This window comes from Pseudomonas sp. GW460-12-10-14-TSB1 (assembly GCF_017349775.1).
Lineage (GTDB): Bacteria > Pseudomonadota > Gammaproteobacteria > Pseudomonadales > Pseudomonadaceae > Aquipseudomonas > Aquipseudomonas piscium.
The window spans coordinates 1-19,645 of sequence record NZ_JACNAC010000037.1 but is presented as its reverse complement, the minus strand read 5'-3'; the positions used below and the strand labels follow the sequence as shown (position 1 = coordinate 19,645).

The following is a 19,645-nucleotide window of genomic DNA, read 5'->3' as shown; positions in this document are numbered from 1 at the left end:
ACTGTCACCGATCTCCAAAATCACCTGAAGCCCTTGATCCATAAGGCGCTTCCAGCTCCTGGCACGCTCCTTGATATCTACCAGGGCACCCAACCGGGCGATTCGTCCCACCGGGCACCTTTATTTTTTAGCAAGGAGAGCATCCATGGCTACACCAGCGTATATGTCCATCACCGGTACCAAACAAGGTCTGATCACCGCCGGTGCCTTCACCGCTGACTCCGTTGGCAACACCTACCAGGAAGGCCACGAAGACCAGGTCATGGTTCAGGGTTTCCAGCACGAAGTGATCATCCCGCGTGACCCGCAGTCCGGCCAGCCAACCGGCCAGCGCGTTCACAAACCAGTGGTCATCACCAAAGTATTCGACAAGGCTTCGCCACTGCTGCTGGCTGCCCTGACCTCCGGTGAGCGTCTGACCAAGATCGAAATCCAGTGGTACCGCACCTCCGCCGCCGGCACCCAAGAGCACTACTACACCACCACCCTGGAAGACGCGATCATCGTCGACATCAAAGACTACATGCACAACTGCCAGGACCCATCGAACTCGCACTTCACCCACCTGGAAGACGTGCACTTCACCTACCGCAAAATCACCTGGACCCACGAAGTCTCCGGTACTTCCGGTTCCGACGACTGGCGTTCCCCGGTCGCGGGCTAAGTCCGGCCGACCGTTACACCAACATCGGCCAGCTCTGCTGGTCGATGTTGTTTACGCCATAAGGGATTTCTTGCGTTCGTCGGCGCCCGGCCCCGGGCTCGACCCACGCGGCAGTACTGCACGAGGAACAAGGGATGTTCGCGCCGGCCAATCAGACCCACTTCAGCCTGACCGTCGAAGGTCTTTCCAACGACCTCCAGGTACTGTCCTTCACCGGACGGGAAGCCATCAGCCAGCCCTTTGCCTTCGAGGTCGAGCTGGTCAGCGCCCAGGCCGCCCTGGACCTGGAAAGCCTGCTGCACAAACCGGCCTTCCTGCAGTTGGCGCAGAACGGCACCGGCATCCATGGGCAGATCTACCGCGTCGCCCAGGGCGATTCCGGCAAGCGCCTGACCCGCTACTCGGTGACCGTGCGCCCCCACCTGGCCTACCTCGCGCACCGCATCAACCAACGCATCTTCCAGAACCTCACGGTGCCGAAAATCATCGGCCAGGTCCTCGAAGAACACGGCATCCAAAGCAATGCCTACCAGTTCCAGCTGGGTTCGATCTATCCCGAGCGCATCTACTGCGTGCAGTACGACGAATCGGACCTGCATTTCATCCAGCGCCTGTGCGAGGAAGAAGGTATCCACTACCACTTCCAGCACAGCGCCGACAGCCACAAGATCGTCTTCGGCGATGACCAGACGGTGTTCCCGAAACTGGCGCCAGTGGCCTATCAGCAAGACTCCGGCATGGTCGCCAACGACCCGGTGATCAAGCGCTTCGACCTGCGCCTGGAGGCCCGCACCAGCCGCACCACCCGCCGCGACTACGACTTCGAGAAACCGCGCCTGACCCTGGAGAGCGACGCCAAGAGCGAGTTCAAGCCGGACCTCGAGGATTACGACTACCCCGGCCGTTTCGTCGATCGCGAGCGTGGTAAGCACCTGGCCAAGCGCGCCCTGGAACGCCACCGCAGCGACTACCGGCTGGCCGAGGGCAAAAGCGACCAGCCGCTGCTGGTCAGCGGCCATTTCCTGGCCCTGAGCGAACACCCGAAAGCGCAATGGAACGACCTCTGGCTGCTCACCGAGATCGTCCACGAAGGCAAGCAGCCGCAGGTGCTGGAAGAGTCGGTGACCAGCGACACCACGGCCCTGAAGGACGATTTCCACCAGGGCTATCGCAACCGCTTCCAGGCCACGCCCTGGGACGTGCCCAACCGGCCGCCGCTGCTGCATCCGAAACCACGCATCCTCGGCAGCCAGAGCGCGGTGGTCACCGGGCCCAAGGGCGAAGAGATCCACTGCGACCAGTACGGCCGGGTCAAGGTGCAGTTCCACTGGGACCGCGAAGGCCAGTCGGACGACAAGACCAGCTGCTGGCTGCGCGTGTCCTCGGCCTGGGCCGGCGCCCAGTACGGCGGCATCGCCATCCCGCGGATCGGCATGGAAGTGCTGGTGACCTTCCTCGAGGGCGACCCCGACCAGCCGCTGATCAGCGGCTGCCTGTACCACAAGGAAAACGTCGTCCCCTATGAGCTGCCGGCGCACAAGACCCGCAGCACCTTCAAGACCCTCAGCTCCCCTGGCGGCGGCGGTTACAACGAGCTGCGCATCGAGGACAAGAAGGGCCAGGAACAGATCTTCCTGCACGCCCAGCGCGACTGGGACGAGAACGTCGAGCACGACCAGAAGATCCGCGTCGGCAACGAGCGCCACGACACGGTCGAGGCCAACAGCTACAGCGAATTCAAGGCCGAGGAACACCACACCGTGCACGCCGACCGCAAGGTCGAAGCCCGCGCCAGCGACCACCTTACCGTCGGCGCCAACCAGCACATCAAGATCGGCACCGGGCAGTTCATCGAAGCCGGCCAGGAGATCCACCTCAATGCCGGGGTGAAGGTCGTGATGGAAGCCGGCAGCGAGCTGACCCTCAAGGGCGGCGGCAGCTTTATCAAGCTCGACGCTGGCGGCGTGACCATCAGCGGCCCGCAGGTCAAGGTCAACTCCGGCGGCGGCCCGGGCAGCGGCTCCGGCGCCGCCCCCCTGATGCCCGGCGTGCTGAAGCAGGCCGACGCCGACAAGGCCGGCGCCCTGCTGACCCCGGCGCAAATCAACACCCTCAAACGCAATGCGCCTTTCTGCGAAGAGTGCGAAAAGTGCAAGGACGGTGCCTGTGCCATCTGATCGCCTGACACCCCAAGCCTGGCTCGCCCAGCAGCCGCTGCAAGCCGACGAACGCCTGTACCTGGTCATCAGCAACGCCAGCGACGCCGACCCGCTCAAGGACTTCTACCAGACCCAGGGCGCCAGTGGCCTGACCGCCCTCTGGAGCGGCACGCCCTACGCCGACTGGAAGCCGGTGATGCCTTACCTCGTCGAACTCAAACCGAACGCCCCCTTCCTCGACTGGATCGCCACCACCGACGCCGACGACTGGGGCTGGCTCGCCGTCTCCAACTGCGAACCGCCGGTGGTGTTCGAACACCTGCGCAGCCTGACCCAGGTGAAGATGCCGGACGGCGCCGAGGTGTTTTTCAGGTTTTGGGATGGGCGGCATATTTATCCGATTCTGGAAGGCCTCGGTGCCGCCGCCGGTGAAGTGCTGCCGGTCTTCACCCGCTACTGGATCAACGGCCAAACCCTGGAAACTGGCACACGCCCGGTGCCGAGGGTCAAAGAGTGGCCGTGGTGGGAAGTACCCAAGGCCTTGCTCGATCAACTGGCCAAGAAAGACCCGACCACCCTGATCGACAACCTGATGCAATGGCTGAGCGAGGAACGCCCAGACCTGTACGACGCTTTCCCGGAGGCCGTGCTGCGCCACAAGGTCGCCCACTTCGTGCGCCGCCCCGATGCCCCGAAAGCCCTTAACGAAGCACTGCTTAACCACCTGATTCTGGAGCAAGGCTGATGGATCGCGTTGCCTTTATTGACGAAGAACTGAAGAACTTCGATAACAGCTTAAAAACCTATCGAAAATTGGTCGAAACCAAGGCAGCCCAGACTCTGGATCAGCTCCCTCAATTTTTTGACTGGCCAGCGATATTTGGAATGAACCGAGTTGTCAAACTCGGTAGTACCAGTACCAAAGTCAGCATGAACGATACTGGTTTTTCGTCCGCCGTTGCTGAATGTCCACGCAATGGGAAATTATTGATCGAAAGCAAATTCGTATCGGTTTACGACATTCCTGTTGGAAACATCACAGTCGAAATTGTGCCTGTAAAAGGTGGGACGGCCGTCCCTCTCACACTGGATGACCAAGGCAAAGGGGTGTATGCAGGAAAGCCCGGGGAAAAATATTATGTCCGCGTCCAAAGCAAGGTCACCCAGGAACAGGTAACCGAACTGTTCACCTCGTACGACACTCTAACTTTCGACCTGAAAGCATGGTTGGAAGATGAATGGAAAAAATATAGGCCGCTCTGGCCGAACCAAACGGTTCCAACTATCTATATGGCCCAGCTTGAAGGCTTCTTTAATGGTAGCTGGAATGCAATTAAAGGTGCTTTTGACGGCATCAAGCGCATCTTTGAAATACTGAAAGCCCCTGGAGAATTCGCTGATGAAATTGGTCAGGATGCTGCTGATCTGATCAAGCTCGCCAAAGAAACACCAGCTGCCATGGAGAAGCTAATGCTTCTAGCCAGCGACCAGGCAGCACTCTTTTTATTGATTAAAACCGCCGCAATCTGGCTGATTGAGCTACCACCGACGCTGATTACAGGACAAGTCGCTGAACAACTATCTAGTGTGGTCGTCACGATTCTGATCGATCTCATATTGGTGATTATCCTGACGTTCGCAGCGGAAGGGGCAGGCATTCCTTACCTGATGGCCCGACTGGCGAAATATGGAACAAAAATCGTCGAGACAGCCGTCAGTTTTGTGAAGGCTATCGTCAAGCTTCTGAAAATCTTCATGGAGAAGATTGAGGTCTACAAAAAACTCGCCACTCGATCTGCAGTAGGTACGTTTGAAAGGGGTAAAGTAAGAATTAACTGGGACCGTCAGAATCATGCCAAGGTAAAAGAGACGCCACACTTAGACGATCAACCCAGACAGTCAACCAGTCACGACGATAAAAAAGTCGCGAGTTCCAGTGAAACCCGTGTTCGCGGCTGTCCGGTTTCAATGGTCACTGGCGAAGAACTGCTGACACTGACAGATGGTCAACTCGATGGCCTCATGCCATTTGCCTGGACCCGTCTATATCGCACCAGCGCTGCAGAAGTCGACTGTGGGCTCGGTTACGGCTGGAGTCACGCTCTAGCGCAACGCTTGGAGATCAGCGGTGACGACATCATTTGGACCGATCACGAAAATCGCATCACCAGCTTCCCAATGCCTAACCAGCAGCGCCCAGCTATTACTAATAGCCTGTCCAAAGCTGCAATCTTCCTCGGCCGAGATCCATCAGAACTGATCCTTACACAGGCCGGTGAGCATCCGCGCCTTTACCACTTCCGCTATAACAGCAAAGGCGCCACGCTATTCGCCATTAGTGACAACTATGAAAATCGCCTAAATATCAGCCGCGATATTCAGGGGCGGATCAAACGTATCGACAATGGCGCCGGACGCGCCCTACTGCTGCGTTACGACCGAACACTTATCGTCGCAATCGATTATCAGCATTTCACTCCAGCGGACACCCTGGAAGATGCTTGGAGCACCGTTCAAACCCTGATCAGTTACAGCTACGATGCACAGCATCGCCTGATAGCGGCAAAAAACGCTGCGGGTGAAACAGAGCGTTATGCCTATGACGAACAAAACGTCATTCTTGAGCGCCAGTTAGCGGGAGGTGCAAGCTTTTTTTGGGAGTGGGAGCGCGAGGGCAAATCGGCACGTTGTACCCGCCACTGGGCCAACTTCTCACAGATGGATCAGCGCTACCTCTGGGACGATAAAGGCAGCGTCACCGTCGTGGATACCGATGGCAGTGAAGAGATTTATACCCATGACAGTCAGGCGCGCTTGATCAGCAAAGTCGACCCGAATGGTGCTGAGCATCTCAACATCTACGATGAAAAGGGTCGGCTAATTGCAGAAAAAGATCCACTCGGAGCAGTCACCGAATATCAATACAACGAGGCCGGGAAACTAGAGGTCGTCATTCCCCCAGAAGACGAGCCCACCTTGTATGACTACACCAATGGTTATGTCACAGAAATCCAACGTGGCAATGCCCTATGGAGATATCAGCGCAATAGCCAAGGTGATATCACCCAACAGATAGACCCACACGGTAACACCACCCACTACAGCTACGACCGACAGGGCCGCCTGCTGGATATTCGTCACCCCGACGGCAGCCGCCATCAACTAGGCTGGAACGGCCTCGGCCAATTGCTGGAAGAACGCCTGCCCGACGGTGGCCAGCGCAAATACCGCTACGACGCCCTCGGCCGGCAAATCACCCGCCAGGACGAAAGCGGCGCCATCACCCACTACCAGTGGGACGCCGCCAACCGCCTGGTACAGATCACCCTGCCCGGTGGCGCCACCCGCGCCTTCAGCTACAACGCCTACGGCAAAGTCACCGCCGAACGCGACGAGCTGGGCCGCATCACCCGCTACGAATACGCCGACAACCTGCACCTGGTCAGCCGCCGCATCAACCCGGACGGCAGCCAGCTGCGTTATCGCTACGACAACGCGCGCCTGCTGCTCACCGATATCGAAAACGAGCGCGGCGAACAGTACCACCTGGATTACTACCCCAACGGCCTGATCCAGCAGGAAACCGGCTTCGACGGGCGCAGCACCGCCTATGCCTATGACCTCAATGGCAAGCTGCTGAAGAAAACCGAGTTCGGCGACGACGGCAGCGAGCTGGTCACCGAATACCAGCGCGATGCCGCTGGCCGGCTGCTGGTGAAAACCCTAGCCGATGGCGAAGAGATTCACTACAGCTACGACGCCCTAGGGCGCCTGGTGGGTGTCGACGACGGGCATTGGCCGCTGGCCTACGAATACGACCTGCAAGACCGCCTGATCACCGAACACCAGGGCTGGGGCACCCTGCGCTACGAGTACGACAAGCTCGGCCAGCTCAGCCATTGCCGTCTGCCTGACGGCAGCAAGCTCGACTACCGTCATGCACCCGGCGGCCAGCTCAGCAGCATCGACCTCAACGGCTCGCGCCTGACCAGCCACCAGTTCAGCGCCGGCCGCGAACAGCAGCGCCAACAGGGCCTGCTGCTCAGCCAGTACCAGTACGACGAACAAGGCCGCCTGCAAGCCCACAGCGTCAGCCAGCAACAGCACGGCCAGCACCACAACCTCTACCGCCGCGCCTATGCCTACGACGCCAACGGCAACCTCGCCGGCATCGACGACAGCCGCAAGGGCAACCTGCGTTATCACTACGACCCGCTGGATCGCCTGATCAACGTGCGCGGTGCAACACCAGAGAGCTTTGCCCACGACCCGGCCGGTAACCTTCTAGGCCAGGGCGACCAACCCACGGCCAACCTGGCCAACGTCAAAGGCAACCGCCTGCTGATGCAAGGCGACCGCCACTACGACTACGACGCCTTCGGCAACCTCAGCCGCGAACGTCGTGGTGCGGGTCAAAAGCTGGTCACGGAATATCAGTACGACTGCCAGCATCGACTGATCGGCGTGAGCCTGCCCGGTGGCAGCACCGCGACCTACAAGTACGACGCCTTCGGCCGCCGCATCGCCAAAACCGTTGATGGCCGCACTACCGAGTTCCTATGGCAGGGAGAACGGCTGATCGCCGAGAGTGGTGAAAACCGCTATCGCACTTACCTCTACGAACCCGGCACCTTCCGCCCGCTGGCCATGCTCGATGGCGAAGGCCCGACGCAGGCTACACCGTTCTACTACCAACTCGACCACCTCGGCACGCCGCAGGAACTGACCGCCTATAGCGGCGAGATCATGTGGTCGGCGAAGTATCGGGCGTATGGCAACCTGGCAGCGCTGGACGTTTCCGAAATCGACAACCCACTACGTTTCCAAGGGCAGTATTTCGATACGGAAACCGGGCTGCACTACAACCGCCATCGCTACTACAATCCGAGTTCTGGACGGTTCTTGACCCCGGACCCGATCAAGCTGGCGGGGGGGTTGAACAACTACCAGTACGTGCCTAACCCCACGGGGTGGGTGGATCCGTTGGGGTTGAACGGAGAATGTCCTGGTGGAGATGATTGCAAACCAAATGCCGGTGAAGCCCCAACAGCGAAGTCAAAGGTGGATGAGGGTGATGCAAAGCCCATTAATCCTTATGATGAAAATATATTTGGTCATGCGTTTACCAAGCATGGACAAAACAACACAGAATTTTTGAAGCGCCGCTCTGCTGCCATGGGACGTGCAAATGGCCAATGGATAGATGATGCCGCCGCTGCCGAGTTTATCAATAGCGTTCCGGGAACTGGGACTATAGTTGTCGATCTACCGTCCCACGTCCCTGCTCGGTTAGTAAATCCCGATGGTACTTTCACCCTTATTTCAAAAGCAACTATCGTGAGAAAGGGAAATGGCAAGTTGATTACAGCATTCCCTGGGGAGAACTGATATGGAATATTATGGGGCTTCAGCTAGTGAGCGAGAAGTTGTATCAACTCTTCTGGGGCTACCGTTAGACGCAATGGGGCAAGATTGGGAGTTCATTCTCTCAGACTCAAAGCTAGTGGCTCCTGCTATCAAAATTCTATTGGCAATGGATGATAGCTGGGGGGTTCGTGCTGCAATAGCATGTATATTGATTTCCAGCCTATATGAGTATTATCGCGATGAAGAGCAAGACCATCCATTACGCGAAGATGCTATATCGGCCTTAAAAAAAGATTCGACCATACTAGAGGCGATGCGCATATTTTGGCTGAGCGATGGCAACCACTACATATGTAGAATCCTATCCTCCTAGCTTAAATACAAAATTATATTAAAAGGCTACCTTTTAGGCAGTCTATTCCAAAGACTGTTAGCACCCAAGATTTCTTGCTTATTGAATTTTTTAAAATAGAATTTTCCTACAGAACGAATCAACTTTGGCCAGCTTGTATGGATTTAGTCTGGCAGATAGGATCTTCAAGTCGCTGCAAATCAGTGACAAGGGTGTGGAAGCCCTTTGAGATCCAAGTGAAAGAACCTCCATTAAGCATGTCTTTTACATGCTGTTAAATTATGGCGGTTGTATGCGGGGCACTTTCGAGTGCGCCGGGTTCCTGGATCCTCGGTCTTCCACACCCGTGTACAACTGCCACCCCTCATGTGGAAGTGATGCAGGCAGTTTCTGAAACTGACCCAGGAGATCATCTATGTCTCGCTACATGCCCATCACAGGAATCGACAACAACTTTCCTTCGCTGCTGGTCGACACACAAGCCCCCATCGATGTGCTGCATGACACCGCCGCATACCGTATTCGATGCGTCACCCAACTACTTGAAACAATTTCTCTAACCGAAAACTTCAACAGCGACCCGCTACTGCTACAAGATTTGTCGCGAGTGATCGTCATCCCACTCCGCGACGGCTGTGACCTGATGGATGTCATCGGCCGCAGATTGCAGGATCAAGCTCTGAACGCTTAACCCCGTTCTTTAAAAAATCAGCAATGCCTTATCAGCGCAGCGTGACGACCTGCGCTGATCTTTCAACGGCAACCAACGCAAATATTGCTACGACACCTTCGGCAATCTCAGCCGCAAACGCCGCGGCGTGGGCCAGAAACTGGTCAGCGACATCGCCTGATCGGCGTCAGCCTACCGGGTGGTAGTACTCTGATGATCGCTGGGGCGAACAAGAAGTTCTTCTGAAAAATCTTCGCCAGAACGATATTGAGGTATTTAAACCATGAAACTACTAGAATTATTAAAAAATAGCTTTAGCTTATCAGAAACTCTAAACAGCTCCGCCGAAAGCATCAGCAACGAGATCAACGAAGACTTCTCTTACAAGAACGATTACATAATAAAGAAAACAAGCAAGGCTTATAGCGACGAAATATGCATACAAAAAAATATAGCCAACAATTCAAACATGCAAATCCCAGGCGTCAAAGACCCTATAAACGAATTAAGAAAAATATCGCCTGGCACAATTATTTCCATGCGATTTATTGACAGCAATAATTGGGCCGGGAGAATTTTCTCTAATGAAGAAAAGCTAGTCGGCCTGATATTAGGCAAAAAGAAAAATACAAACTGGGCAACTCCCCCAAACTGGGATGGGTCTGAGGAAATGTTAAAAAAACACAATACAGAAAACAAATAATCTACGTCTCACGGAGGAATCTAGCATTCAAAATACAGCAATTGAAATTGCTATCCCTCAAAATCAAACAGAACCGGCTGAAGAGTTCAAGATATACACATCCCAATAACTGACGCTATACATAAAAACCTTACCTTCGACAACGATGTATGCGAGCTGGGACTATAGTTATCGATCTCCCCCAAACGTACCTGCCCGGTTAGCACATTACATGAAGTGCTTCTTGATCTTTTCATTTTCAAGAACTTATATCCAAAATCAAGATCAAGCGTATACCAGATAAAACGCCGCGATTTTTCATAGACGTTCCTACAGAACGCATCGACTTCTGCCAAAATACGGAACGGGTGGCTCGCAACAACTCATCCCGAAACCGGGTAACCCCACTGTCATTAAAGTGGGTGAAGTCACTATTTTACCGGAGAAATAAAAGTGCTTACCGACCAACAGGCCCGCTTATCTCTCAAAGAACTGAGCGAAAAATACCTCAAGGGAAGAGACCCCGATTATGAACGTCTGATCGAAATCGTTGAGGATCCGTCGCGGCAAGTACCCATCAGAGGAGTGTTGGAAGACATTCGACGGTTCAATAACGTGCAGTTCACGCAACAAGAACTGGAACTGATCGATGAACTTTTATATATGTATGGATAAGTAGCCTCCACGCTAATGCCTAACGCCGCGCTAGTCTATTTGGTGCCAGCCTCCCCGGAATGCTCCGGGGACCTCCTATCAACAGATGCATAAAGGGTTGGACGAAGAATTCAACAGAACCGATGTTCCAAGCCTATCTCACGTGCAAGAATTGGAGCTTCCCAATGAACTACTTAGCCAATGAAATCGATGCAGTACTCAAAGAACAAGAAATCGCCTATGAGAAATTATCCTCAGAAAACTTAACAAAACCAATCTCAGACATAAAAACAACCTTTTTCATTCAAGCAAAAGAGCTTGATCCGGCAAACATGATAAACCCTCAAAAAGAGCACGACCCTGACTTCTGGAGAACAGTTGACCAACTGCAATACTTAGAGAGCCCAGTACTAATAGTTCGTGACAACCAAACTCATGCATGGGAACTGAAGACTTCAAAGGACTTAAAAACTCTATTTTCCGAGACCACCGGCTTCCCTTTTTGGATAACCGATGCAACACTTAACTTCCTAATATACGTAGACAACCACGACTGCGTGCACTTATCTCAATCATACAAAAAGAGCATCAACACAGTTAAAAATCAATAATACCCACTTCCAAAGACAAACCTTAACTAAAAACCATGTACCTAAACAAAGTTCCCGAAACCGAATCCGCTTCATACATCGGAGGAAAACCAGCCCTTCCCCACGGAGTGAGCATCCCCAAGAGCCCAAACGGCAGCTTGATGAGCTTTTACTTCACTCTGCAATTTCCAGAGGCTCACTCACTACATGACCACACACTAAGTATTTTTGCCGCGACTGACGACTTCAACGAAGACCATACGATTCCTGAAATGCTCAAGCCCCCACTATTCGGGGCAACAATTCCTGACAGCTTCTTAAGGGACTACCAAAAATATTTTGCAGCCCTTCTTTTCAGGAATGAAGAAAAGACCTATGCGAGTGACTATCCGACACGGATCGCAATGACTCCTTTAGCGTTTAGTCATAGTAAAGGCAGTGATGTGTTCGGTTGGGCTGGTGATAAGCCCAAGTGGCTCATGGGTGATGAGACACCAGCCCAGTACAAGGGAATGGCCTTGGACTTTTTATTTCAAGTACGCGGAGAACAGTCATTTCCGATTATTGACACCGCCCCTGCACAGCAAGAAATGGATATCTTTGGCAAAAGCAAGCCCCGAATAAAAAGAAACTATACGTTATTCAACCAGAACGAAATTTATTTCTTTGGAAGTAGAACAGAAGATGTTGATGATCGAGTCTACATCATCACTCAATGCGACTGATATAAAACTCAACCAGTAGTACAGGCCAATGAATACACTGACGCTCAGTCAAAGAAGCATTATCCACAACTGTTTGCTCGACCTTAAAGACTCTTCCTCCCTAAACAATTCAAGCTTTCTACCGATAGCCTTGGACAAACTCATAGCCTCAGAAGGTTTCGGTATAGAAATGTCTGGAGTCTTTATCAGCACTGATGAAGACCTTGAAAACATCCCCGAATACCTAAAAGAAGGAATAGCATTCGAGTTCATGGGCGAGCATGTAGTGCTTTCATTTTCTGACGGAGTCTCCGCCATCAGCAACTGGTGCGACAATAACGCCATGTCAGACCGTGAAAGCATTTTGCTAAAATGCAAAATATTGAAAGCAAAATTTTCAACGGAAGATTAATCAGTAGCCAACATCAAACTCGCAGCGATGACAGGGATGCTGAGACTGACGGGAACACTACCCTAGCTGCCTCTGCACACTGCTCATGCTTCACCCGCTGCCCATGCTCGACGGGAATCCCGCTCACAAGTCAGCCGTCTTTCACTACGAAAAAACTGTCGAACCTACTGCTCTGCCCGCCCCGCATTTGTTTATCCCAGCCTTCATCCGTCTAATCCCTATCCCATCCACCGCTGCACAACGAAGATCCCATGACTCGATACATGCTTTACCCGCTGTTCCTGCTTTCCATTCTGCTGACTGGCTGCGCCACCAAGCTCGACGTGGCGCTCAATGGCACGCCGGATCCGGACTATCAATTTGATCGGCAGGCGCTGGTGCTGGTGACGGTTACCCAGGGCAATGACGAGCATGCGCTCAATGCCCGTTATTACCTGCGCGACATGGTCAATGCCATGAAGGATCAGGGGTTTCGGGAGGTGTTTACCGAGGCGACGCTGCCGAAGAAGCATGCGCCGATCAAGATGACGGTGACGCTGGATATCGGCAGCAAGAAGGTGACTTATCGCTATACCGCTACCGAGTATGGGCAGGTGCAGAACAGCACCTCCACGGTGTGCAAGGATGGCAAGAAAAAGGACAAGCTGGTCTGCACCAGTACGCCCAACACCAGCTATGGCCCGGTGGGCACTTCGGAGCGGACCGGTTACGCCAGGCTGACCACCTTTACCGTGACGGCCAGGGATGAGGCCAGCAGGCGTGCGGTGTATCTGCTGCGGGTGTCGTCGCAGAACGACGATTGCCAGGACGGTAAGGTCGAGGCCTTTGTGGTTCAACAAGGCCTGCAGAACCTGGATTTCCGCGACCGGGTGCAGCGCAATTACACGGTGACCATGCCTGATGGTTACAGCTGCAAGTAAGCCTCTTCTGTAGGAGCGGCCGGTAGACGCTCGATGGCTCGCGATAGCATCAACCCTGGCACACCGAGGCGCCTGCATCGCGGGCAAGCCTCGCTCCTACAGAAGCACAGGTCATCCGGTCAGAAGTCGTAGCGGCCGGTCACGCCAAGGGTTCGTGGCGTGCCCAGCAGCCCCTCATACCCGCCATTCCCCCCCGACCACAGCGTGGTGTAGTAGGTCTTGTCGAAGGCGTTTTTCAGCCATAGCGATACGTCCCACTGCCCTTGCTCATAGTTGCCACGTAGCCCGGTGGAGAGGTTGACCACCGCGTAGCTGGGGATCTGGCTGTAGTCGGAATCCTCGACGGTGCCGACGGCCTTGGAGCGGAAGGCGTAGCTGCCGGTGACGTAAGGTTCGAGGCCGTTGTCCAGGTTCCATTTGTATTCGCCGTTGGCGTTGCCGATCCATTTCGAGGCGCCGACCACCTGGTGGCCGCTGAGGTCGCAGGAGGCCGGGGCACCCGGGCGTAGGCTGACTTCGGGAGGGCATGGCGCGTCCTTGTAGGACAGGTAGCGCACATCGTTGTAGGAGCCGTTGAGGTTGAGGGTCAGGCCACGGAGGGGGATCAGGGTGCTTTCGAATTCCACGCCCCGTGAGCGCACCGAGCCGGCGTTGGTCAGGTATTGCACACGGTTGTTGGCGTCGTAGGCGTTGGTCTGGTAGCCATTGACCTGGGTCCAGAACAGGTTGGCGTTGAGTTGCAGGCGCTTGTCCCACAGGGTGCTCTTGAAACCCAGCTCGGCGTTGTTGGCGCGCTCGGTGCCGATCAGCAGCGAGTCGGCGCCGGCGGTGGGCGCCGAGCCGACCGCGAGGTTGACCCCGCCGGACTTCTCGCCGTGGGACAGGGTGGCGTAGCCCAGCAAATCATCGGTGAAGCGGTAGCTGAGGTTGAGCAGGCCCGAGGGGCTGGTGCTGTACTGGTTGAGGTCGCCGGAGTCGTAGGCCCCGGCTCGCCCACGCCGCGCGGTGGCCGCGGCACCGGTCACTGCGGCGCCACCCACTGGCGCGTTACGGGTCACCCAGGCGCTTTTTTCTTCATAGGTACCGCGCAGGCCGGCGGTGAAATCCAGGCGCTCGGTGAGGTGCCAGGTGCCCTGGGCGAACAGCGCGAAGCTGTCGGTGCGGATATGCCCGTTGCCGATGCTGGTGACGTTGTTCAGGGCGCCGGTGGGCGTGCCGTTCCAGATGTCCGCCTTGGGTCCGTAATAGCTGAAGGATTTGTTATCGAGGTCGGAGCCGAAGTAGTAGGCGCCGAGCACATAATCGAAGAAACCGCCCGTGGGCGATGCCAGGCGGAATTCCTGGGACCACTGCTTATCTTCCACCGAGACCCCGGCGTTATAGCTGGCCGGCACGTTGAGGCCGTCGTCGTTGCGCGGGGTGAAGTCCCACCAGCGGTAGGAGCTGACCGAGGTCAGGGTGAAGTCGCTGGGCAGGGTCCAGTTGGCCTCCAGCGAGGTGCCGCCCTGGAACACCGTGACGTGCTGATCGTTGTCCAGGTTGACCTTGCGGTGCGTGCCGTCGACCAGGGTGGCGCCGGCCGCGGTGGCCCGCGACTGGTACTGGTTGACCCCATTGATGGTCGGCCCGGTGCTGTACAGCACCCGGGTGCCGGCGCTGGAATCCTCTTCGTTGTAGTCGCCGATCCAGCGCAGGTTGAAGTTCTCGTTGGGCTTGAACAACAGCTGGCCACGGAAGCCCTGGCGCGAGCCACCGTTGAGGTCATGGCCGTCGTGTTCGTTCTTGATATCGCCGTCGCTGCGGGTGCGATAGGCCGAAAAACGCCCGGCCAGCTCGTCGTTCAGTGGCCCGGAAATGGTGCCCTTGGTCTGGAAGTAGCCGTCCTCGCCCACCGAGGTCTCGATGCTGCGCTCGGGGGTGAAACTCGGCGCACGAGTGCTGATGTTGATCACCCCGGCGGTGGTGTTCTTGCCGAACAGCGTGCCCTGGGGACCGCGCAGCACTTCCAGCTGCTCGATATCCATCAGGTCGAACACCGCCATGCCCGGCCGCCCCAGGTAGACGTTGTCGATGTACAGCCCGACGCTGCCTTCCAGGCCGTCGCTGGCCGGGTTGTTGCCCAGGCCGCGGATCGACACGCTGGACTGGCGCGCGTGCATGTAGGCGACGTTGACGCTCGGCACCAGCTGCTGCAGATCCTGGATGCGATAGATCCGCTGGCTCTCCAGGGCCTGGCCACCGATCACACTCATCGGCGTCGGTACGTCCTGGGCGCTCTCCTCGCGACGCCGCGCGGTCACGGTCACGGTTTCCAGCTGGCCGCTGGCGGCGGGCCGGGCGGCATTGGCCTTGGCCGGGGCCTCGGCGGGCGTTTCGGCGTCAGCGGCATAGCCGTGGGACCAGCCGGCGCTACCGGCCAGCAGCAGGGCCAGCGGCAGGCGCTTGAGCCGTCGGGGCGAAATGGGGGACGCAAGGTTCAACGGGCTCATGGGCGGCTCCAGGGCAAAAAAACAGACTGATCCGTATATTCTTTTAAGTTATTTATTTATGTTTTTAATAAGATTTACGGAATAAGAGATTGCCTTTATAAAGAGTCGACCTAATGCATAGCCAATGCATTTCCCCGATATTTTCAATGTGAAAAATGCATATCGATCTGCGCCAGCTCCGTCACTTCATCGCCCTCGCCGAACAGCGCAGCTTTGTCGCGGCCGCCTTGGCGGTGAACCTGTCGCAATCGGCCTTCAGCCGCAGCATCCAGGCCCTGGAGCACAGCGTCGGCTGCCAACTGGTGGATCGCGGGCGCAAGGACCTAGCGCCGACCAAACAGGGGCTGGTGCTGCTCGAACATGCGCGGCGGCTGGTCAGCGGCGCGCAGCAACTGGCCAACGAGATCAGCCAGTTCAATGGCCTGGAGGCGGGCGAGCTGCGCTTCGGTTGCGGGCCGGCGCCGGCAGCGGGCTTGATCCCGCGGGCCATCGGCAGCTTTATCGGGCGTTACCCCAAGGCGCGGGTGCAATTCCAGGTGGATGACTGGCAAACCCTGAGCAAGCGCCTGCTCAGCGAAGAGTTCGAATTTTTCGTCGCCGACACCCGGCAGTTCGAAGCCAACCCGGATTACCTGACCCAGCGCCTGCGCCCACGCAAATGGCATTTCTGCTGCCGTGCCGGGCACCCGCTGGCCCGGCAGGAAAGCGTCAGCGCCGCCGAGCTGATGAGTTACCCACTGGCCGCGACCATCCGCCCGCCGAACCTGCGCAAGGTCGTGGTCGATCTCAGCGGCCGGCCGGACTTCATCCCGAATGTGGAATGCGAGAACAGCTACAGCCTGCTCGGCGTGGTGATGCGCTCGGATGCGATCGGCATCATCGGCGCCTACAGCGATGCGCTGCACAACGCCCGGGGCGAGTTGGTGTGCCTGAAGATTGAGGGCCTGGCCGACGACCTGGAGGAGCTGTACACCCGCTACGGCATCGTCAGCCGCGCCGGGTACCGGCTGTCGCCGCTGGCCGAGGAGATGATCGAGGAGATCAAGCGCACCGACGCGCTGGATGAGGATGTGTGTTCCCTGGAGAACTTCGCAGTCTGATCCGGCCCAATCGCGGGCAAGCCTCGCTCCTACAGAAGAAGATTGCGCGTGCTTTTGTAGGAGCGAGGCTTGCCCGCGATGAGGCCCTCAAGCCCCATGCACAACCCGCATAAAAACCATGCGCCAAATGCGCTTGTCGTTACGCCCGGCGAAAGCGAAAACCCTCACCTGTCTTTCGATCGGTGAACCCCATGTCCAACCCCGCCCAACCCGTGCGCAACGTGCTGTACATCATGTGCGACCAGCTGCGTCGCGATTACCTGTCGTGCTACGGCCACCCCCATCTGCATACGCCGAATATTGACCGCCTGGCCGCCGCCGGCGTGCGCTTCAGCCGCGCCTACACCCAGGGCACCATCTGCGGGCCGTCGCGGATGTCGGCCTACACCGGGCGTTATGTCAGCAGCCACCAGGTGGCGTGGAACGCCGTGCCGCTGCCCCTGGAAGAGCTGACCATCGGTGACTACCTGAACCCCCACGGCATCCGCACCGCGCTGGTAGGCAAGACCCACGCCACGCCCAACCTCGATGCCCTGCAACGCCTGGCGATCGACCCCGAGAGCCAGCAGGCCGAAGCCCTCAACGAGGTCGGTTTCGAACCCTACCTGCGTCACGACGGGATCTTCCCCGACAGCCCACTGTTCGACGACAAACGCGAGTCGGCGCCCTACACCCATTACCTGCGCGAACAGGGCTACCAGGGGCGCAACCCCTGGCACGACTGGGCCAACGCCGCCGAAGGTGAACAGGGTGAAATCCTCAGCGGCTGGAAAATGCGCAACGCCCACCTGCCGGCCCGCGTCCCCGAGCAGCATTCGGAGACCGTCTACACCACCGACCGCGCCCTCGACTTCATCAAGGAGCAGGGTGAACAGCCCTGGTGCCTGCACCTGTCCTATATCAAGCCGCACTGGCCCTATATCGCGCCGGCGCCCTACCACGCGCTGTACAGCGCCGAGCAGGTTATCGCCCCGGTGCGCGCCGCCGCCGACGAGGCCAGCGACCACCCGGTATATGCTGCCTTTCGCCAGCACCAGGAGAGCCAGAATTTCTCCCGCGATGAGGTACGCCTGAACGTGGTGCCGACCTACATGGGCTTGATCAAGCAGGTGGACGATCAGCTCGGGCGCCTGTTCGATTTCCTGCAGAGCAGCGGGCGTTGGGACGACACCTTGATTGTGTTCACCAGCGACCACGGCGACTTTCTCGGCGATCACTGGCTGGGGGAAAAGGAGTTCCTGCTGGAGCCGGCAGTGGGCGTGCCGCTGATCGTGCGCGACCCACGGGCGGCGGCGGATATCAGCCGCGGCACGGTGGACGAGCGCCTGGTGGAAACCATCGACACCCTGCCGACCTTCCTCGACGCCCTGGGGCTGCCCGGCGCCGAACACCGGTTGGAAGGCCGTTCGCTGATCCCGCTGCTGCACGGCACGGCGGGCGACTGGCGCCGCTACGCCATCAGCGAATACGACTACGCGTTCCAGGCCCCGGCCCGCGAGCGCCTGGCACAACCCATCGACCGCTGCCGCATGACCATGGTGCGCAGCGAGCGCTGGAAATACCTGGCTTACGACGGCTTCCGCCCACAGCTGTTCGACCTGCACAACGACCCCCAGGAACTCCACGACCTCGGCGCCGACCCGGCCTATGCGGCGGTGCGCGAGGAGCATCTGGGCTATCTGTTCGACTGGCTGCGCGGGCTGAAGCGGCGGACCACCATCAGCCACCAAGAGATCGACCTGCGTGGACAGCGGTTTCGTTATGGCGAACCGGAGGCGGAAAAGGTGGTGCAGATCGGGGTGTGGTGAGGCGGCGGTTTCAAGGGTCCTCTCGCGGGCAAGCCTCGCTCCTACAGAAGCTCACGGTCTTCTTCTGTAGGAGCGAGCGGGCGGCGATCCGACTTGCCCGCGAAAATTTCAAACCCACCGCCGGCCTTTAGCCGTGCGCCCCCTCCGTCACACCCCCTTGATAGTCTGGCTACGCTGCCCGTGCACACCCACCGGCACGTCGCCCTTGAGGGTCACGCGGCGCACGATGCGGTCCTGGGTACCGTAGTCGTCGACCGCGTAATGCTGGGTCGAGCGGTTGTCCCAGATCGCCACGTCACCCGCGGTCCAGCGCCAGCGCACGGTGTTTTCCAGGCGGGTGACATGGCTTTGCAGCAGGTTGAACAGGTGCGCCGAATCGGCCTGGGTGTAGCCCTTGATGCGTTTGACGAAATGCCCGAGCACCAGGCTCTTCTCACCGCTCACCGGGTGCACGCGCACCAGCGGGTGCTCGGTCTCGTAGACGGTGGAGGTGAACACCTTGCGATAACGCTCCAGCTTTTCCGCCGACACGTCCGGCTTGGCCCCGGCGTAATCGTATTCGTTGCTGTGCACCGCCCAGAGCTTGTCCGCCAGCTCGCGCAGCTCCGCCGGTAGTTCGTTGTAGGCGGTGGCGGTGTTGGCCCAGACCGTGTCGCCACCGGAGGCCGGGGCCACCACCGAACGCAGGATCGAGGCCTTCGGATAGGCATCGACGAAGGTCACGTCGGTGTGCCAGGAGTTGGCGCGCTGGCCCTCGGCGCCGTCCAGTTCGAGCAGGTAACGAGTGCCGTCGCGCACCGGCACGGTGGGGTGCGCCACCGGCTCGCCGAGCAGGTGGGAGAAGGCCTCCTGGCTCTGGTCGTCGAGGTGGGCCTGGCCACGGAAGAAGATCACCTTGTAGTCCACCAGCGCCTGCTGGATGGCTTCCACCGTGGCGGCGTCCAGCTCGCCGGAGAGTTGCACGCCACGGATCTCGGCGCCGATGCGGCCGGCCACCGGATGGATCTCAAGCGCATGAACAGCGGGTTTAACGGCTAGTGCGGCATTGCTCATCGGGTAGACCCTCGTCTGACT

Annotated in this window: 15 protein-coding genes; 13 read left to right on the top strand and 2 right to left on the bottom strand. The window is 57.7% G+C overall.

The genetic code is table 11. The features are described 5' to 3' along the window. Window positions 1-145 precede the first annotated feature (145 nt). The 11 genes from J4D52_RS20190 (at window position 146) to J4D52_RS20140 (ending at window position 13,174) form a co-directional block, all read left to right on the top strand. Complete coding sequence (locus tag J4D52_RS20190) at window positions 146-664, top strand: Hcp family type VI secretion system effector (protein ID WP_007925756.1); 519 nt, start codon at window positions 146-148, stop codon at window positions 662-664. 134 nt (window positions 665-798) lie between these two features. Next, window positions 799-2,841 carry a type VI secretion system tip protein TssI/VgrG gene (gene tssI / locus J4D52_RS20185; protein WP_025808491.1) on the top strand — a complete coding sequence of 681 codons (2,043 nt, stop codon included), beginning with the start codon at window positions 799-801 and terminating at the stop codon, window positions 2,839-2,841. After that, complete coding sequence (locus tag J4D52_RS20180; protein WP_102676431.1) at window positions 2,831-3,568, top strand: DUF4123 domain-containing protein; 738 nt, start codon at window positions 2,831-2,833, stop codon at window positions 3,566-3,568. The genes tssI and J4D52_RS20180 overlap by 11 nt, the downstream gene beginning before the upstream one ends. Beyond that, window positions 3,568-8,211: an RHS repeat-associated core domain-containing protein gene (locus J4D52_RS20175; protein WP_241189837.1), complete on the top strand. Its 4,644-nt coding sequence runs from the start codon at window positions 3,568-3,570 to the stop codon at window positions 8,209-8,211. Before J4D52_RS20180 ends, J4D52_RS20175 begins: the two co-directional genes overlap by 1 nt. 746 nt (window positions 8,212-8,957) lie before the next feature. Next, window positions 8,958-9,233: a hypothetical protein gene (locus J4D52_RS20170; RefSeq protein ID WP_102676432.1), complete on the top strand. Its 276-nt coding sequence runs from the start codon at window positions 8,958-8,960 to the stop codon at window positions 9,231-9,233. 262 nt (window positions 9,234-9,495) lie between these two features. After that, window positions 9,496-9,915: a hypothetical protein gene (locus J4D52_RS20165; protein ID WP_124302442.1), complete on the top strand. Its 420-nt coding sequence runs from the start codon at window positions 9,496-9,498 to the stop codon at window positions 9,913-9,915. A gap of 432 nt (window positions 9,916-10,347) precedes the next feature. Continuing rightward, window positions 10,348-10,569, top strand: a complete 222-nt coding sequence (locus tag J4D52_RS20160; RefSeq protein ID WP_028683873.1) for a hypothetical protein — start codon at window positions 10,348-10,350, stop codon at window positions 10,567-10,569. A gap of 164 nt (window positions 10,570-10,733) precedes the next feature. After that, window positions 10,734-11,159 (top strand): hypothetical protein, encoded by a 426-nt coding sequence (locus J4D52_RS20155; RefSeq protein WP_102676433.1) that lies wholly within the window; start codon window positions 10,734-10,736, stop codon window positions 11,157-11,159. Window positions 11,160-11,194: 35 nt separating this feature from the next. Continuing rightward, on the top strand, window positions 11,195-11,863 hold the full coding sequence (locus J4D52_RS20150) for a hypothetical protein (protein WP_124302441.1): 669 nt from the start codon (window positions 11,195-11,197) through the stop codon (window positions 11,861-11,863). A 28-nt stretch (window positions 11,864-11,891) separates the two neighbouring features. Next, window positions 11,892-12,254 carry a hypothetical protein gene (locus J4D52_RS20145; RefSeq protein ID WP_039967585.1) on the top strand — a complete coding sequence of 121 codons (363 nt, stop codon included), beginning with the start codon at window positions 11,892-11,894 and terminating at the stop codon, window positions 12,252-12,254. Window positions 12,255-12,505: 251 nt separating this feature from the next. Next, window positions 12,506-13,174: a hypothetical protein gene (locus tag J4D52_RS20140; protein ID WP_102676435.1), complete on the top strand. Its 669-nt coding sequence runs from the start codon at window positions 12,506-12,508 to the stop codon at window positions 13,172-13,174. Between the two features lie 119 nt (window positions 13,175-13,293). Here J4D52_RS20140 and J4D52_RS20135 read toward each other — a convergent pair whose 3' ends face one another. Then, window positions 13,294-15,663 (bottom strand): TonB-dependent receptor, encoded by a 2,370-nt coding sequence (locus J4D52_RS20135; RefSeq protein ID WP_102676436.1) that lies wholly within the window; start codon window positions 15,661-15,663, stop codon window positions 13,294-13,296. Between the two features lie 155 nt (window positions 15,664-15,818). Here J4D52_RS20135 and J4D52_RS20130 point away from each other — a divergent pair, with 155 nt between their 5' ends. After that, complete coding sequence (locus J4D52_RS20130; RefSeq protein ID WP_102676437.1) at window positions 15,819-16,763, top strand: LysR family transcriptional regulator; 945 nt, start codon at window positions 15,819-15,821, stop codon at window positions 16,761-16,763. 191 nt (window positions 16,764-16,954) lie between these two features. Next, a complete protein-coding gene (locus J4D52_RS20125; RefSeq protein WP_102676438.1) occupies window positions 16,955-18,571 on the top strand; it encodes an alkaline phosphatase family protein in 1,617 nt (538 codons plus the stop codon). Between the two features lie 147 nt (window positions 18,572-18,718). Here the strand turns inward: J4D52_RS20125 and J4D52_RS20120 are convergent, their stop codons facing one another. Then, window positions 18,719-19,624, bottom strand: a complete 906-nt coding sequence (locus J4D52_RS20120) for a TauD/TfdA family dioxygenase (RefSeq protein WP_053276945.1) — start codon at window positions 19,622-19,624, stop codon at window positions 18,719-18,721. Window positions 19,625-19,645: the final 21 nt, after the last annotated feature.

Excerpts from the sequence above, each read along its gene's own strand:
- J4D52_RS20145 (WP_039967585.1), top strand. The coding sequence starts at position 11,892 with ATGAATACACTGACGCTCAGTCAAAGAAGCATTATCCACAACTGTTTG.
- J4D52_RS20140 (WP_102676435.1), top strand. The coding sequence starts at position 12,506 with ATGACTCGATACATGCTTTACCCGCTGTTCCTGCTTTCCATTCTGCTG.
- J4D52_RS20190 (WP_007925756.1), top strand. The coding sequence starts at position 146 with ATGGCTACACCAGCGTATATGTCCATCACCGGTACCAAACAAGGTCTG.
- J4D52_RS20150 (WP_124302441.1), top strand. The coding sequence starts at position 11,195 with ATGTACCTAAACAAAGTTCCCGAAACCGAATCCGCTTCATACATCGGA.
- J4D52_RS20175 (WP_241189837.1), top strand. The coding sequence starts at position 3,568 with ATGGATCGCGTTGCCTTTATTGACGAAGAACTGAAGAACTTCGATAAC.
- J4D52_RS20155 (WP_102676433.1), top strand. The coding sequence starts at position 10,734 with ATGAACTACTTAGCCAATGAAATCGATGCAGTACTCAAAGAACAAGAA.
- tssI (WP_025808491.1), top strand. The coding sequence starts at position 799 with ATGTTCGCGCCGGCCAATCAGACCCACTTCAGCCTGACCGTCGAAGGT.
- J4D52_RS20120 (WP_053276945.1), bottom strand. The coding sequence starts at position 19,624 with ATGAGCAATGCCGCACTAGCCGTTAAACCCGCTGTTCATGCGCTTGAG.
- J4D52_RS20165 (WP_124302442.1), top strand. The coding sequence starts at position 9,496 with ATGAAACTACTAGAATTATTAAAAAATAGCTTTAGCTTATCAGAAACT.
- J4D52_RS20125 (WP_102676438.1), top strand. The coding sequence starts at position 16,955 with ATGTCCAACCCCGCCCAACCCGTGCGCAACGTGCTGTACATCATGTGC.
- J4D52_RS20170 (WP_102676432.1), top strand. The coding sequence starts at position 8,958 with ATGTCTCGCTACATGCCCATCACAGGAATCGACAACAACTTTCCTTCG.
- J4D52_RS20135 (WP_102676436.1), bottom strand. The coding sequence starts at position 15,663 with ATGAGCCCGTTGAACCTTGCGTCCCCCATTTCGCCCCGACGGCTCAAG.
- J4D52_RS20130 (WP_102676437.1), top strand. The coding sequence starts at position 15,819 with ATGCATATCGATCTGCGCCAGCTCCGTCACTTCATCGCCCTCGCCGAA.